Source organism: Pseudomonas sp. CIP-10 (assembly GCF_020911845.1).
GTDB classification, from domain to species: domain Bacteria; phylum Pseudomonadota; class Gammaproteobacteria; order Pseudomonadales; family Pseudomonadaceae; genus Aquipseudomonas; species Aquipseudomonas alloputida.
The window spans coordinates 3131919-3145861 of the sequence record NZ_CP087160.1 but is presented as its reverse complement, the minus strand read 5'-3'; the positions used below and the strand labels follow the sequence as shown (position 1 = coordinate 3145861).

General features: G+C 61.6%; 13 protein-coding genes. 11 read left to right on the top strand and 2 right to left on the bottom strand.

Annotated features, from left to right (window positions below):
- Nucleotides 1-203: 203 nt before the first annotated feature.
- From LMH93_RS14280 to LMH93_RS14235, 10 genes are all read left to right on the top strand, one after another.
- On the top strand, nt 204-1670 hold the full coding sequence (locus LMH93_RS14280) for a GMC oxidoreductase (RefSeq protein WP_004576284.1): 1467 nt from the start codon (nt 204-206) through the stop codon (nt 1668-1670).
- Nucleotides 1671-1773: 103 nt separating this feature from the next.
- Nucleotides 1774-2391, top strand: coding sequence for an acyltransferase (locus LMH93_RS14275; protein ID WP_004374256.1), 618 nt, complete (start codon nt 1774-1776; stop codon nt 2389-2391).
- A complete protein-coding gene (locus LMH93_RS14270; protein WP_230064289.1) occupies nt 2384-3340 on the top strand; it encodes a glycosyltransferase family 2 protein in 957 nt (318 codons plus the stop codon). Before LMH93_RS14275 ends, LMH93_RS14270 begins: the two co-directional genes overlap by 8 nt.
- A gap of 8 nt (nt 3341-3348) precedes the next feature.
- Complete coding sequence (locus LMH93_RS14265) at nt 3349-3873, top strand: serine O-acetyltransferase (RefSeq protein ID WP_004374263.1); 525 nt, start codon at nt 3349-3351, stop codon at nt 3871-3873.
- A 5-nt stretch (nt 3874-3878) separates the two neighbouring features.
- Nucleotides 3879-4856 carry a glycosyltransferase family 2 protein gene (locus LMH93_RS14260; RefSeq protein WP_012052376.1) on the top strand — a complete coding sequence of 326 codons (978 nt, stop codon included), beginning with the start codon at nt 3879-3881 and terminating at the stop codon, nt 4854-4856.
- A 9-nt stretch (nt 4857-4865) separates the two neighbouring features.
- The gene (locus LMH93_RS14255; RefSeq protein WP_182375052.1) at nt 4866-5870 is read left to right on the top strand and encodes a VirK/YbjX family protein; all 1005 of its coding nucleotides are present in this window, start codon (nt 4866-4868) and stop codon (nt 5868-5870) included.
- 49 nt (nt 5871-5919) lie between these two features.
- Nucleotides 5920-7122 carry a glycosyltransferase gene (locus tag LMH93_RS14250; RefSeq protein ID WP_230064288.1) on the top strand — a complete coding sequence of 401 codons (1203 nt, stop codon included), beginning with the start codon at nt 5920-5922 and terminating at the stop codon, nt 7120-7122.
- A complete protein-coding gene (locus LMH93_RS14245) occupies nt 7119-8306 on the top strand; it encodes a glycosyltransferase family 2 protein (RefSeq protein ID WP_047602867.1) in 1188 nt (395 codons plus the stop codon). The genes LMH93_RS14250 and LMH93_RS14245 overlap by 4 nt, the downstream gene beginning before the upstream one ends.
- Complete coding sequence (locus tag LMH93_RS14240) at nt 8306-9058, top strand: WecB/TagA/CpsF family glycosyltransferase (protein ID WP_070095477.1); 753 nt, start codon at nt 8306-8308, stop codon at nt 9056-9058. The genes LMH93_RS14245 and LMH93_RS14240 overlap by 1 nt, the downstream gene beginning before the upstream one ends.
- A 177-nt stretch (nt 9059-9235) precedes the next feature.
- Nucleotides 9236-10657 (top strand): undecaprenyl-phosphate glucose phosphotransferase, encoded by a 1422-nt coding sequence (locus tag LMH93_RS14235; protein ID WP_070095476.1) that lies wholly within the window; start codon nt 9236-9238, stop codon nt 10655-10657.
- A 33-nt stretch (nt 10658-10690) separates the two neighbouring features.
- On the opposite strand, the gene LMH93_RS14230 is transcribed toward LMH93_RS14235, so the two are convergent.
- A complete protein-coding gene (locus tag LMH93_RS14230) occupies nt 10691-11632 on the bottom strand; it encodes a LysR substrate-binding domain-containing protein (RefSeq protein WP_012052371.1) in 942 nt (313 codons plus the stop codon).
- A 146-nt stretch (nt 11633-11778) separates the two neighbouring features.
- On the opposite strand from LMH93_RS14230, the gene LMH93_RS14225 reads away from it, so the two are divergent.
- On the top strand, nt 11779-13155 hold the full coding sequence (locus LMH93_RS14225) for an L-serine ammonia-lyase (RefSeq protein WP_070095475.1): 1377 nt from the start codon (nt 11779-11781) through the stop codon (nt 13153-13155).
- A 69-nt stretch (nt 13156-13224) separates the two neighbouring features.
- Here LMH93_RS14225 and LMH93_RS14220 read toward each other — a convergent pair whose 3' ends face one another.
- Nucleotides 13225-13902 carry a DUF3313 domain-containing protein gene (locus LMH93_RS14220; protein ID WP_014756658.1) on the bottom strand — a complete coding sequence of 226 codons (678 nt, stop codon included), beginning with the start codon at nt 13900-13902 and terminating at the stop codon, nt 13225-13227.
- Between the last annotated feature and the right edge of the window lie 41 nt (nt 13903-13943).

Sequence of the window (13943 nt, the reverse complement as noted above, 5' to 3'; positions counted from 1 at the left end):
GGTCACGGGATCATGGAGAAGCTCACTTTTTGTAATGCGCAGTTGGGTCGTAGAGGTTTTCTCCAGAGTTGTGTCTTGCTCAGTGTGGGGGGGGCGGTGTTCGGCGCCTCGGCGGCCGTTGCCGGCAAGCCGGTCGAAAAGCCCGGATTCGTGGTAATCAACGGTTGGGTATTACCGTCCCGTTACTTCCGGAACGCGTCAGTATGATCAAGGACTTTCAGCAGCAGAAGGCGCTGCGCGACCACTATGACTTCTGCATCATCGGGGCCGGCCCGGCGGGTATAACCTTGGGCTTGCGCCTGGCAGCCGCCGGCTGGAGCGTCATGATCGCCGAAGGCGGGGGGCGTGAATATGCGCCGCACTCGCAAGGCTTGTACGCGTGCTCATCCACCGGCCTGGAACTGTATGCCGAGGAAACCCGCCTGCGTTACCTGGGTGGTACCTCCAATCACTGGGCTGGCCGTTGTCGTCCATTTACTCCCTCGGATTTTGCCGTCGCCCCGCCAGGCGACTTGCCGGGCTGGCCAATTCCCTACTCGGAGATCGAAGGCTTCCTGCCGGCAGCGATGGAGATCGTCGATCTGGCGCCTGGCTCGGATTTTCGCGCAATGAATGCCGGCCTCAATGGTGGTGACTTCGAGGCAGACCGTTTTCTGCTCAGCACGCCGACACGCTTTGCGCAAAAGTACGCTTCAGCACTGGAGCAGACCCCAGGCCTGGACGTATTCATCAACTGTAATTGCGTCGACCTGGAGTTCGACAAGGCTTCCGGCCACCTGGCTGCGGTGGTGTTGTCCGACTATGAGCGCAATCGTCAACGCCTGGTGGCTGGCAATTTCATTCTGGCCACAGGTGCCATCGAGAATGCCCGGCAGTTGCTCAACAGCGAGACCTTGGTGGCCGCAGGCGTGGTGGGCAAGGAAGGGCTGGTAGGCGGGTGTTTCATGGAACACCTGAACATCGAAATGGGCACTTTTATCCTTAAGTCCGGGCAGGACCCAGAGCCGCGCCAGTACTACACCACCGATGCTTTCGTCGACGAGTACAAGGCCGGTAAAGGCAATGTCACCGCCGCCCTGCTGGCCGATGTGAAAACCTATGGCCGCACTGCCGAGGTCAAGTATTTTCTCGAGAGCCTGGCCTGCGACATGGGGTTTGCCAACAAGGTCGCCTTCGTCGCCAAGTTCAGTTGCCCGGGTGACGGCGTGATCAGCACCATGATCGAGCAGTTCCCCAACCTGCACAGCCGTATTTCGCTGCTGGACGAGAAGGATGCGCTGGGCGTGGCCAAGGTCAATGTCAATTGGGTGCTGAGCGCCGAAGACCGGCACACCATCAAGTGCATTGGCAGCGAATTGGCCAAGCAGTTCGCCGACATGGATCTGGGGTTCGTCAAACTCAACGATTTCGTCTATGACACCTCGATTCCGCTGAAAATGGCACCCCATGCCCATCACATGGGCACCACGCGTATGGCCGCCTCGCCGCAGTTCGGTGTAGTCGATGCCAATTGCAAGGTGTTCGGTACCGAAAACCTGTATGTCGCCGGCAGCAGCATTTTTGCCAAGGGCGGCGCCTCCAACCCGACCATGCCGCTGTTGCAATTTGCCGTGCGGCTGGCCGACCACCTCGATAACAAGATGAAAGCGGCCGGCAGCGCCGCTGCGTGATGCGGGTTGTACACGGGTGAGTGCGATGCGGTCAGCACCTAGAAGAACGAGACCGGAACGCCTCAGGACACTCCAGATTGTTCAGATCGCGAGGCCAGGCAGTATGAAGGGATGGATACGCAAGGCAGTGGCGCACTACGCCCATGCAACCGGGCGAGGGGGCAAATTCTACAGGAGGTTCTGCAACCCCTCTGGTCTTGAATGGGGGGCCTATCTGGCCCGATGGGGCAACTTTCACTCGGTTGGCAGCAATTTCTTCGTCAATACAGGCTGCAAGTTTCTCGACCCGTCGCTGGTCCGCATCGGCAACAGCGTGGGCCTGTCCGACTGCACCTTGATCGGTCATGACGGGGTGGTATTGCTGATCGAGCATCGCTTTGGCAAGCACCTGGATTCGGTCGGTTTCATCGACATCAAGGACAATTGCTTCATCGGCCATGGTGCGATCGTGATGCCTCGCGTGACCATCGGGCCCGAATCCATCGTGGCGGCGGGGGCGGTGGTGACCAAGGACGTGCCACCAGGCACCGTCTATGGTGGCAACCCGGCCGTGTTCATCTGTACCACCGAGCAGTTGATCCAACGGGTCGAGGCACGTTGCGAAGCCTACCCATGGATAGACCTGGTGAAGCAGCGCAACGGGGCCTATGACCCGGAAGTTGAACCGCTATTGATGGCGCAAAGACGTCAGTATTTCTTCGGGGACGGCAAAAATGGCTAGCAAACCTGTGGATGTCATGGTGGTGAACTTCAATACCGCTGGACTGCTGCAGCCGATGTTCGATGCACTGCGCCGGGCCGACAGCGAGCGGCTGGCCAGCTACCTGGTGGTCGACAATGCCTCGCGCGATGACTCGGTGCAGCGCATGGCCCAGGTGTGCCCCGAGGCTCTGCTGCTGAGCAACAAGCAGAACGTGGGGTTCGGCCGGGCCAACAACCAGTTGTTGGCGCACCTCAAGGGCAAGTACGCCTTGCTGCTCAATACCGATGCCTTCGTTGCCGCCGACTCGCTGCAAAAAACGCTCGACTACATGGACGCCCACCCGGAGTGCGGCGTACTGGGGGTGCGCCTGGAGGGTCGCGATGGCGACCTGCAACCAAGCTGTCGCTACTTCCCCACGCCGCTCAATGTGTTCGTTGGGCGTACCGGGTTGGGGCGGTTCTTCCCAGGGCTGAAGATGGTCGACGAAATGAACTGGGACCACGCCTCTGTGCGCGAGTGTGACTGGTTGCCCGGCTGCTTCTACCTGGTACGCCGCGAAGTACTCGACAAGGTGGGTTTGTTCGACCCGCGCTATTTCCTTTATTACGAGGAGGTGGACCACTGCAAGCGGGTGAAGGAAGCGGGCTGGAAAGTGGTGTTTTACCCGCATACCACGGTGGTGCATATCGGTGGCGAAAGCTCCAAGTCGGTGGCGGAGCTGGAGGCCGCCAGCCGGCAGATCTCGTCCTATCAGATCGAAAGCGAGTTGCTGTACTTTCGCAAGCATCACGGGGTGGCGGGGCTTGCCCTGCACATGCTGCTGGTGACGCTGGGCGACTTGGTGCTGGCACTCAAGGTGCTGTTGAAACGACGCGGCTGGGGCGCCATACAGGCCTGCTGGCGTCATTGCCGGGCAACCTGGTCTTTGCTGTTCAAGACCCGGTACGCCAGCCAACCGACAAGGTAGGTGGAGCCATGTTCGAGAATATTCGCGCCGACCTGCGTGCCCATGGCGGGGACTGGGGCGCCCAGGGCTTCTGGGTATTGCTGGTGTACCGCTTTGGCCGCTGGCGCTATACGCTGCGCCCGGCACTGCTGCGCAAACTGTGCTCGCTCATCTACAAGGTGCTGTTCAAATTCGTCCAGATCATCACCGGTATCGAACTGCCGTGCGAAGTGGTGATCGGGCGCAACTTCGTCATCGATCATTTTGGCGGCATCGTTGTCAGCGGCTATGCCCGCTTCGGCGATGACTGCCGTATCCGCAACGGCGTGGTGGTGGGCCTGAAGAATGTCGACGAGCCGATTGCCCCGGTGTTCGGCAACAACGTCGACATCGGCACCGGGGCCAAGGTGCTGGGCAGTATTCGCATCGGCAACAACGTGATCATCGGCGCCAATGCCGTCGTGCTGGTAGATGTGCCTGACAATTCACTGGCAGTGGGGGTGCCGGCCATCATCAAGGCCCGGCAACCGGCCGCCGTGGCATCGGTCGAGTGAGGCCTATGGCAACGGTGATCGGGGTGGTGGTAATCGGCCGCAATGAAGGCCAGCGCCTCGAGCGCTGCCTTGTTTCGCTGGCGCACGGGGCCGACAAAGTCATGTACGTCGACTCGGGTTCCACCGATGGTTCGCTGCAGTTGGCCGCCAACCTTGGCGTGGCAGTACTGGCGCTGGACATGAGTATCCCGTTCACCGCCGCACGCGCCCGCAATGAAGGTTTTGCCGCCTTGCAGCGCCTGTTGCCATCGATGCAACTGGTACAGTTCGTCGATGGCGACTGCGAGGTGAATGCCAGCTGGCTGGCCACGGCGCAGGCTTTTCTTGAGCAGCACCCCGCCGTGGCAGTGGTGTGTGGTCGCCGGCGTGAGCGCTTTCCGCAGCGGTCGGTGTACAACTTGCTGTGCGACCTGGAGTGGGATACCCCGGTCGGTGAGGCCAAGGCCTGTGGCGGCGATGCACTGATGCGGGCAGACGCTTTTGCAGCTGTGGGTGGCTTCCGGCCTGACCTGATTGCCGGAGAAGAGCCTGAACTGTGTGTGCGTTTGCGGGCCAACGGCTGGAAAATCTGGCGACTGGCTGCCGAGATGACCCTGCACGATGCCGGCATGACCCGTTTCAGCCAGTGGTGGCGGCGTAGCCTGCGTGCTGGGCACGCCTATGCCGAGGGCGCCTACCTGCATGGCCAGCCACCCGAGCGGCATTGGCTGCGTGAGTCACGTCGGGCCTGGTTGTGGGGCCTGGGCATACCCTTGGTGATCGCGCTGGCCTGCCTGCTGCTGGGCGGCTGGGGCCTGCTCTTGCTGTTGATCTACCCACTGCAGGCCGTGCGCCTGGCCCGCCGCGGCGGCAAGTCGACGCGCGAGAACTGGCTGCAGGCTGTGTTTCTGGTGTTGGGCAAATTTCCGGAAATGCTCGGCCAGCTGAAGTTCCTGCGCCACCGCCTTGCGGCTGGCAAATCGGCTTTGATCGAGTACAAGTGAGAGAACCCCATGATGCTCGGCACCCTCGTGAAAAGCGTGTTTACCTTGCAACCGGGTTACTCGTTGCGGGCGATGCACAACAAGTACAAGTTGGCACGGCAGATCGCCAGGCAGTGGCCTGAGCTGAACGGGTTCCTGCAGCGCATGACGGCGGCGCTGGGCCCGCACGGTTTGCAGCGCCTGGGTGTGGATTGTATCGGTGTCGTGCAATGGCCTTACATCAGCCGATGCTGGGAGGCGCCACAGCGTCTGGAGGTGGTGGCTTCGCACTTTGAACAGGTGGCTGGGCAGTTCCCGGCGTTGCTGTTGCTGGGGCGCGACGAAAACCTGAAGTTGTGTGACCTGTCCAGCCACTCGCCGGGCTGTTGCCTGGTACTGGACCGACCAATCTGGTTCAAGCGCGAAGGCGAGCTGGTGCTGAACCTGTTCCAGGCCGACCTGCGTGTGGCATCCCTGGCCTTCACCCTGGGCCGCAGCCAAGGTGAGACCAGCCTGTTCATCGGTGCGGTGCAGGGTATTCACAAAGGTATCGACAGCGAAACCTCACTGGCTATCTACCGTGACCTGACCAAGGACTTCGAAGGGTTGCGGCCACGCAGCCTGTTGCTCGAAGCGTTGAAATGCCTGGGCAGGACCCTGGGTGTGACACAGCTGTATGCCGTCAGTGACGCCTGCCGGCACCATCGCCATCCCTATTTTGGCAGCGACAAGGGCCAGGACCTGGCGGCCAACTACGACGTGATATGGCAGGAACATGGCGCCACAGCGTCTGACCGTGAGGACTTTTTTAGCCTGCCTCTAGCACCGGCGCAACGGGCGGAAGCTGACATTCCGGCCAAGAAACGGGCGATGTACCGCCGCCGCCAGGCATTGCTTGACGATGTTTTCACCCGCTTGCAGGCAGCATTGCCAAGCAGCAACCACAACCTTGGACTACAAGGAAAACAGGGGGATGCATTTGCTGTGAGTGCATCGGCAGTAGACAGGCCGCCCGTAGTCGACAGCCTGAAGTGAAGGTTGCCAGGGAAGGTTGGTCATCAAGCGGGTTTGGATCTGGATTCGTATGCATATTGCTTACTTCATCAATCAGTACCCGAAAGTCAGCCACAGTTTCATCCGTCGCGAAATTCTGGCGCTGGAGCGCCAGGGGGTTGAGGTGCAACGTATAGCCCTGCGTGGGTGGGACGCCGAGGTGCAGGATGCCGAGGACGCAACCGAACGGGGCAAGACCCGCTACGTATTGCAAGGTGGGCTCAAGGGGTTGTTGGCACCGACGTGGCAAGTACTGCGTACGCAGCCGCGGCGGTTTTTCCAGGCGCTGGGGCTGGCCATGCGCCTTGGCCTGCGGGCCGACCGTGCCTGGCCCTACCACCTGGTCTACCTGGCCGAGGCCTGCCTGGTGCTGCAATGGTTGCAGGCTGGGGAGGCAACACATGTGCACGCGCATTTCGGCACCAACTCTACTGAAGTGGTGATGCTGGCCAACGTCCTGGGCGGGCCGGCATACAGCTTTACCGTGCACGGGCCGGAAGAATTCGACAAACCACAGTTCTTGCACATGGGTGAGAAGGTGCAGCGCGCCGCCTTTGTCGCGGCGGTGAGCTCGTACGGACGAAGCCAGCTGTACCGTTGGGTGGCGCACGAGCACTGGGGCAAGGTGAAGGTGGTGCATTGCGGACTGGAGCGTGGTTTCCATGAGGTGGCGTCAGTCGATGTGCCATCGGCGCCACGGCTGGTGTGTGTTGGGCGCCTGTGCGAACAGAAGGGCCAGCTGCTGTTGCTCGAAGCGGCGCGCTGTCTCGCTGCCCAGTCGATCACCTTCGAGCTGGTGCTGGCGGGTGACGGTGAAATGCGCGAGCAGATCGAGGCCTTGATTGCCCGTCACGGCTTGCAGCAGCAAGTGCGTATCACTGGCTGGATCAGCAGTGCGCAGGTACGTGAGGAAATCCTGGCCGCCCGTGCGCTGGTGCTACCCAGTTTCGCCGAGGGCTTGCCCGTGGTCATCATGGAGGCCATGGCCTTGCGTCGGCCCGTGCTCACCACCTATGTAGCGGGTATCCCCGAGCTGGTGCGGCCTGGCGAGAACGGCTGGCTGTTCCCTGCCGGCGCCGTGGACGAGCTGGCAACAGCCATGGCCGACTGCCTGGCGCAACCGGCCGAGGTACTGCAGCGCATGGGCGAGGTGGCCTACCAGCGTGTGGTGCAACGGCATGACATCGACACCGAGGCGGCCAGGCTGGCCGGCTATTTCAAGGCATACGCATGATAAGTGTATTGGGTTGGTTACTGGGCCTGTTGGCGATCATCGTCCTGGTACCGGTGTTGGTGCTGGTGCTGCAAGTGTTGCTGGCTTGCCTGCCGGCGCGGTCGAGGCCCAAGGGCATTGGCGAGCGCCCGCGAGTGGCGGTGTTGGTGCCCGCCCACGATGAGGCATTGATCATTCGCGCGATGCTGGCGAGCGTTACGCCGCAACTGCTGGACGGCGACCGCTTGCTGGTCGTGGCGGACAACTGTTCGGATGACACGGCCCAGTTGGCACGTGAGGCCGGCGCCGAAGTGGTAGAGCGCCACGATACGCGGTTGCGCGGCAAAGGTTACGCATTGGATTTCGGCGTGCGCCATCTGGCTCAGCGGCCGCCCGAGGTGGTCATCGTGGTGGATGCCGACTGCCAGGTGGGCGAGGGGGCGATCGATTGCCTGGCGCGCCGCTGCCACGCACTTGCCCGCCCGGTACAGTCGCTGTACCTGATGCGTGCACCGGCAGGTGCCGGGTTGCGGGTGCAAGTTGCCGAGTTTGCCTGGCGGGTCAAGAACCTGGTGCGGCCACGCGGCTGGGCGCGCTTGGGCCTGCCATGCCAGCTGATGGGCGCGGGCATGGCGTTCGGCTGGCACGATCTGAGCCTGATCAACCTGGCCAATGGTCATCTGGTCGAGGATGTGAAGCTGGGCCTGGACCTTTGCCAGCAGGGTAAACCGCCTGCTTTCTGCCCCGAGGCACTGGTCACTAGTCAGTTCCCGCTCAGCCAGCAAGGCCTCAACAGCCAACGCACCCGCTGGGAGCATGGCCATCTGGGCTTGATGCTTGCCGACGCACCCAAACGGGCGATGGCTGCAATCACCCAGCGCAACGCTAGCCTGGCGGCCTTGACCCTGGACCTGCTGGTGCCGCCCCTGGCGTTGCTGGTACTGACCTTGCTCGGGCTTAACCTGGTGACCTGGCTGGCGTACCTGCTGTTCGGCCTGGCGGCGCCCGCGTGGCTCGCCTTTGCCGGTTTGGCATTGCTGGCCTTCGCCGTGATGTTGGCCTGGGCGCGCTTCTGCCGTGAAGTGATACCGTTCTCGGTGTTGTTGTACGCGCCGTTTTACGCGGCCAGGAAAATTCCCTTGTACCTGAGTTTCCTGATCAAGCGCCAGGTTGAATGGGTGCGTTCAAAACGGGATGACGACTGATGGATCAGTGGCAGAATCGCTGGAAGCGTGTGATCGACCAGCTGGAAGTGATCGCTGATGACGCCGCTGTGCAGCGTCTTCTCGACCGCCTGACTACGCCGGATACGGGCACCGTGCTGGGCTTCGTCAACGCCCATGCGATGAACCTGGTGGTGCGCGATGGTGGCTACAGCCAGGCACTGTCGGCCGCAGATGTGCTGCTGCGCGATGGCGCCGGTATGGCGATTCTGTATCGCCGCCTGGGCCTGGAACCTGGGCTGAACATGAACGGCACTGACTTCATTCCCAGGCTCATGGCTGCTTACCGAGGGCGCAAGGTCGCCTTCTGGGGCACCCGGCAACCCTACCTGGACCAGGCCGTGCGGCGCTGTGAAGCCGAGTTTGGCATCGTGCCGGTGTCGGTTCACGATGGTTTCGCCAGCCTTGAAACCTATTTGCAGTTGGCCCGCGAGCAGCAACCCGAGCTGATCGTGCTGGGCATGGGCATGCCCAAGCAAGAAGCGGTGGCAGCGGAGTTGGCAGTCACTGGTGGGCCATGCCTGATCGTGTGCGGTGGGGCGATCCTGGACTTCCTCGGCGGCAAGGTCAGCCGTGCCCCCGAATGGCTGCGGCGTTTGGGGGGCGAGTGGCTGTACCGCCTGCTGCGCGAACCCAAGCGCCTGTTCATGCGTTACGTAGTGGGCAATCCGCTATTCCTGTTGCGCACCCTGCTGTACCGGCGGGCGGCGGTTTCGGCCAGGCGGGCCCTATGAATCGGTCAAAGTTCGCACAAGCGGTGATTCCGGGTACGCCAGCAGCGGGTGGCTGCTACAGTGATATCAATCGCTTGAGGGCGCCACGCGCCTGCTGCACGGGTTTTGCGTAACCTGTTTTCAAGACTTGCTGTTTGATGGAAGGCACTTGCTACGCTCATTTTGATGAGGTCTGAAATGGTTTTCGAACCCAGAAGCAGTCGTTCCTTACTCCAGAGAAGAAGCAGTGTCAGTAACGCCATTCAGGCCGGCCTCGATGGTATTGCCGTCACCGGTATTGCCTGGTACCTGATCTACGACCAGTTCGGCTATATCACATCCGATTACGTGATCATGCTGCTGTTGCTGATTGGCGCACTGGCAGTCATTTATGATCATTACGCCATCTACCGCACCAACGTCGGGCTTTCGATCAAGGCGTTCCGCCTGTTCAAGGCCTGGTCGGCAACGTTTTGCTTCCTGGTCGTCATGGCGTTCCTGACCAAACAGAGCGAAACCTATTCACGGCTATTGGTGGTGCAACTGTTCGTCATTGGTTATGTCGCCCAGCTATTTTTGCATTTTGCCGTGCGCGAACTGCAAAAGCGCTTTAGTGCGCATGCACGCCTGGACAATGCCCTGATCATCGGCAACGGTGACCTGGCCAACTTCCTGTATCAGAAAATCAGCAACAACCCGTGGTTTGGCGAACGAGTGCTGGGCTGCGTGCTGCTCGACAAAGGCGATGGGCAGGGGTTGGAGAGTGCCGAGGGCAAGCAGCGCCTGCCAGTGCTGGGGCATATTGGCGACCTCGACGAGCTGGTGGCCCAACACGGTATTCGTACGGTGTACCTGGTGACGCCACTGGGTGGCTCCGAGGTCATCAACGACGTTTACTTCAAGTTGCTCGACAAGTGCATTGCGGTGAACTGGGTGCCGGATATCTTTTCGTTGCGCCTGATCAACCACAGCGTGCGGGAAATTGCCGGCATTCCGGTGCTGACCTTGTCGGAGACACCCTTGACGGGCATGAGCCTGTTCTTGAAAAACCTTGAGGACCGGGTGCTGGCCGCGTTGATTTTGCTGTTTGCATCACCCGTATTGCTGGCTATTGCGCTGGCCATCAAGATCGACAGCCGCGGGCCGGTGTTCTTCCGCCAGGAACGTACCGGCTGGACAGGAGAATCGTTCCGTATCTGGAAGTTTCGCAGCATGCATGTTCACCAACCGGAAGCAGGTGTGGTCAAGCAGGCGCAGAAGAATGACCCACGGTTGACCCGGGTCGGCGCCTTTATCCGGCGTACAAGCCTTGATGAACTGCCACAATTGTTCAATGTGCTGACCGGGGAAATGTCCCTGGTAGGGCCGCGGCCGCATGCCTTGCAACATGACACCTTGTATTCGCAGGATATCGTTGACTACTTTGCCCGCCACAATATCAAGCCCGGCATGACAGGTTTGGCGCAGGTGCGCGGGTTCAGGGGGGAGACCAAGGATATCGAGCAAATGATCCAGCGAGTCGACTCGGACATCGAGTACATCAACAACTGGTCGTTGTGGCTGGACTTCGTGATCCTGGTGCGCACGCTCAATGCCTTCACCGGTAAGCAGGCTTATTGAGCGAAGCGCTCCTGCTCAAGCGCGCCCAAGTGGCTATTCCTTGTTCAACGGATGCAACGCCCTGAACCCCCGCGCTTCTTCCACCAGCCAGTCGTGCACCGCCCGCGCACCTGGCTGGTTCAAGCCGCCTGGCGGGTAATGCACCACATAACGCTTGTGGTTGGCGATCGGTACACCAAAGGGCACGATCAGTGCGCCGCGCTCCAGTTCGTCATTGAGCAGCGTGCGTCGTGCAATCGCCACGCCGATACCGGCAATCGCCGCCTCGATGGTCAGGTGGTTGCGGTTGAAAGTGTGCCCGCGCCGCACATCCAGGCCGGCGGCGCCGATGCCTTCCAGGTAGAACTCCCACTCGGCATATTCCGAACTGCCACGCCAGGCGGTGATGTCATGCAGCAGCGGGTAGTGCGCCAGGTCAGCGGGGCCGTGCAGCGGTGGGCGCCCGCGTAGCAGTGCAGGTGAGCACACCGGGAAGATCTGCTCGTCCAGCAGCGGCGTCGAGAGCATGCCTGGGTAGCTACCATCGTTCAGGTCGATGGCCAGGTCGAAGTCACCCGGGGTCAGCGCCTGGGCGCTGTCTTCGGCGACCAGGCGCAGTTCGATGTCCGGGTAGCGCTGTTGAAAACGCGGTAAGCGCGGCGTGAGCCATTTGGCCAGGAACGAGGGGATCGAACGCACACGCAATGTGCCGCGGATTTCCCCCGCGTCCAGCCGCAGCAGCTCGGCTTCGATACTGCCGTAGGCCTCGGCCACCGTCTGGGCCAGGCGTTGCCCCTCGGCGCTCAGCTCCACGCCGCGCGCCCGGCGCAGGAACAGCCGGTAGCCCAGGCGCTCTTCCAGTTGGCGCATCTGCTGGCTGACCGCGCCCGGGGTGATGTGCAGCTCTTCGGCACAGCGGGTGAAGGACAAGTGCCGGGCTGCGCAGGCAAATACATGCAGCCAGACGAACATCTGACCATTGAGTTGTCGTCGCATCGTTTAGTACCACTAAAGGCTTGCTTAGGAGGTTTCGTTGGTCATCCGTGAGCCAGCGCGGCAGTATCGCGCAAGTTCGCAATAACGCTCAATTTCTTCAGACAACCGTACCCTGGATGCATATCAGGGTAGGGTCAGGCATTAGCATGGCTATCAGTGTTTTCGACCTTTTCAAAATTGGCATCGGGCCGTCCAGTTCCCATACCGTGGGCCCGATGCGGGCGGCGGCTACCTTTGCCCAGGCCTTGCGTGAGCAGGGGGTGCTGGCGCGGGTAACGCGCGTGCAAGTGCGGCTGTATGGCTCGCTGTCGGCTACCGGGGTTGGCCATGCCACCGACCGCGCGTGCCTGCTAGGCTTGATGGGCCAGTGGCCGGACCGTATCGACCCGTCCACCATCGAGTCGCGCATCGGACAGGTCCTGCAAGAGCACTGCCTGATGCTCGACGGTAGCCATCCGCTGGCCTTCGACTATGGCCGTGACATGCTGCTGCTCGACGAGAGCCTGCCTTATCACCCCAATGCCATGAGCCTGGAAGCCATGGACGGGCAGCACAGCCTGTTGAGCCAGACCTATTTTTCGGTGGGCGGCGGCTTCATCGTCGAGCAAGCCGAGATCGATGCGCCGGCAAGCGACACGAATGCCGTGATGCTGCCTTATGAATTCGACAGTGGTGCCCAACTGCTGGCTTTGTGCAAGGCCCACAACCTGAGCGTGGCGCAACTGATGATGGCCAACGAGTGCGCCTGGCGCCCGGAGGCCGAGGTGCGCGAAGGCTTGCTGCGCATCTGGGCGGCCATGCGTGAGTGCGTGGCGAACGGCCTGCGCAACGAGGGCGTCCTGCCGGGCGGCTTGCACGTCAAGCGCCGCGCCGCGCGGTTGCATCGCAGCCTGCAGGAGTTGGGCAAGCCCAACGTGATCGGCTCGACCCTTGGCGCCATGGAGTGGGTCAACCTGTTCGCCTTGGCGGTCAATGAAGAGAATGCCGCCGGTGGGCGTATGGTTACCGCGCCCACCAACGGGGCAGCCGGCATTATCCCGGCGGTGCTGCACTATTACATGAAGTTCAACCCCGGTGCCTGCGATGCTGATGTGGTGGACTTCCTGCTTGGCGCAGCGGCGGTTGGCATCCTGTGCAAAAAGAACGCCTCGATTTCCGGTGCCGAGGTGGGTTGTCAGGGGGAGGTGGGCTCAGCCTGTTCGATGGCTGCTGCCGGCTTGGCGCAGGTACTGGGTGCTACGCCGCCCCAGCTTGAAAACGCCGCCGAAATTGCCCTGGAGCACAACCTGGGGCTGACCTGCGACCCGGTGGGTGGCCTGGTGCAGGTGCCGTGCATCGAGCGCAATGCGATTGCTGCGGTCAAGGCGATCAATGCTGTGCAGATGGCGCTGCGGGGGGATGGCGAGCACTTCATCTCGCTCGACCGGGTGATCCGCACCATGCGTGATACCGGGGCGGACATGCATGCCAATTACAAGGAAACCTCGCGCGGCGGTTTGGCGGTCGCTTTTGTCGAGTGCTGAGTTTTAACGCGGTCAACTGGAGCGGCCTTGTGTCACGATGGGCCGCTCCTGAACCCGGTTGCGACGGACTCAGCGGCCTTTCTGCTTGGCTGCCAGGAAGCTCGCACGCATGTCTTTGGCCCAGCCATCGAGCACCGGCTTGACGTCATTCAAGGTCAGCTTCTGGGTGTCGTTCTCCAGTTCCTGGCCCGCGCCCTTGCGGACCACCTGGGCCAGTACCTTCTGGCTGGCGCCGTCCAGGAACGCTGCCTCCACACCGACATCCACGTCCTGGTCACGGCCACCCATGGCGGTATTCACTCCTGCCGCGATAAGCGCGATAGGGATCACCTCGTAAGGCTTGAGGCCCTCGTTACTGGTGGACACTGCCGTGATCGCCGGGCGTACCACGATCACGCCCGGGCCAGGCCCCTTGGCCAACGGCATCACGCTGCCCATTTCGCGGCGCAGGGCCTCGTTGAAGTAGCGGGTGATTTCCTGCAGCGTCTGCTGCGAGATAACCGTTGTGGGCTGCGGCTTGGGGTAGAACTGGCTTGGCTCGACGAATACCTGGCTGTATTGATTGATATTGACCTTGGGGTCGATCCAGCGCATGACCGGGTCACCCGACGGGCTCTTGGCCTCTTGCAGCCGGCTGTAGTCTTTGAGGAAGCCGGAGTAATCCTTGGGGTCCACGCGGTTGCTGGAGCAGGCGGCCACGGCAAGCAGCGCGGCGCACAACAGGGTAATGCGAGGCAATGATTTCATGATGAAAAGGCATCCGTGAGAGGTCGGCCTCAACAACGCTA

Coding starts and splice junctions, on each gene's coding strand:
- LMH93_RS14280 (WP_004576284.1), top strand. CDS start 204: ATGATCAAGGACTTTCAGCAGCAGAAGGCGCTGCGCGACCACTATGAC.
- LMH93_RS14275 (WP_004374256.1), top strand. CDS start 1,774: ATGAAGGGATGGATACGCAAGGCAGTGGCGCACTACGCCCATGCAACC.
- LMH93_RS14270 (WP_230064289.1), top strand. CDS start 2,384: ATGGCTAGCAAACCTGTGGATGTCATGGTGGTGAACTTCAATACCGCT.
- LMH93_RS14265 (WP_004374263.1), top strand. CDS start 3,349: ATGTTCGAGAATATTCGCGCCGACCTGCGTGCCCATGGCGGGGACTGG.
- LMH93_RS14260 (WP_012052376.1), top strand. CDS start 3,879: ATGGCAACGGTGATCGGGGTGGTGGTAATCGGCCGCAATGAAGGCCAG.
- LMH93_RS14255 (WP_182375052.1), top strand. CDS start 4,866: ATGATGCTCGGCACCCTCGTGAAAAGCGTGTTTACCTTGCAACCGGGT.
- LMH93_RS14250 (WP_230064288.1), top strand. CDS start 5,920: ATGCATATTGCTTACTTCATCAATCAGTACCCGAAAGTCAGCCACAGT.
- LMH93_RS14245 (WP_047602867.1), top strand. CDS start 7,119: ATGATAAGTGTATTGGGTTGGTTACTGGGCCTGTTGGCGATCATCGTC.
- LMH93_RS14240 (WP_070095477.1), top strand. CDS start 8,306: ATGGATCAGTGGCAGAATCGCTGGAAGCGTGTGATCGACCAGCTGGAA.
- LMH93_RS14235 (WP_070095476.1), top strand. CDS start 9,236: ATGGTTTTCGAACCCAGAAGCAGTCGTTCCTTACTCCAGAGAAGAAGC.
- LMH93_RS14230 (WP_012052371.1), bottom strand. CDS start 11,632: ATGCGACGACAACTCAATGGTCAGATGTTCGTCTGGCTGCATGTATTT.
- LMH93_RS14225 (WP_070095475.1), top strand. CDS start 11,779: ATGGCTATCAGTGTTTTCGACCTTTTCAAAATTGGCATCGGGCCGTCC.
- LMH93_RS14220 (WP_014756658.1), bottom strand. CDS start 13,902: ATGAAATCATTGCCTCGCATTACCCTGTTGTGCGCCGCGCTGCTTGCC.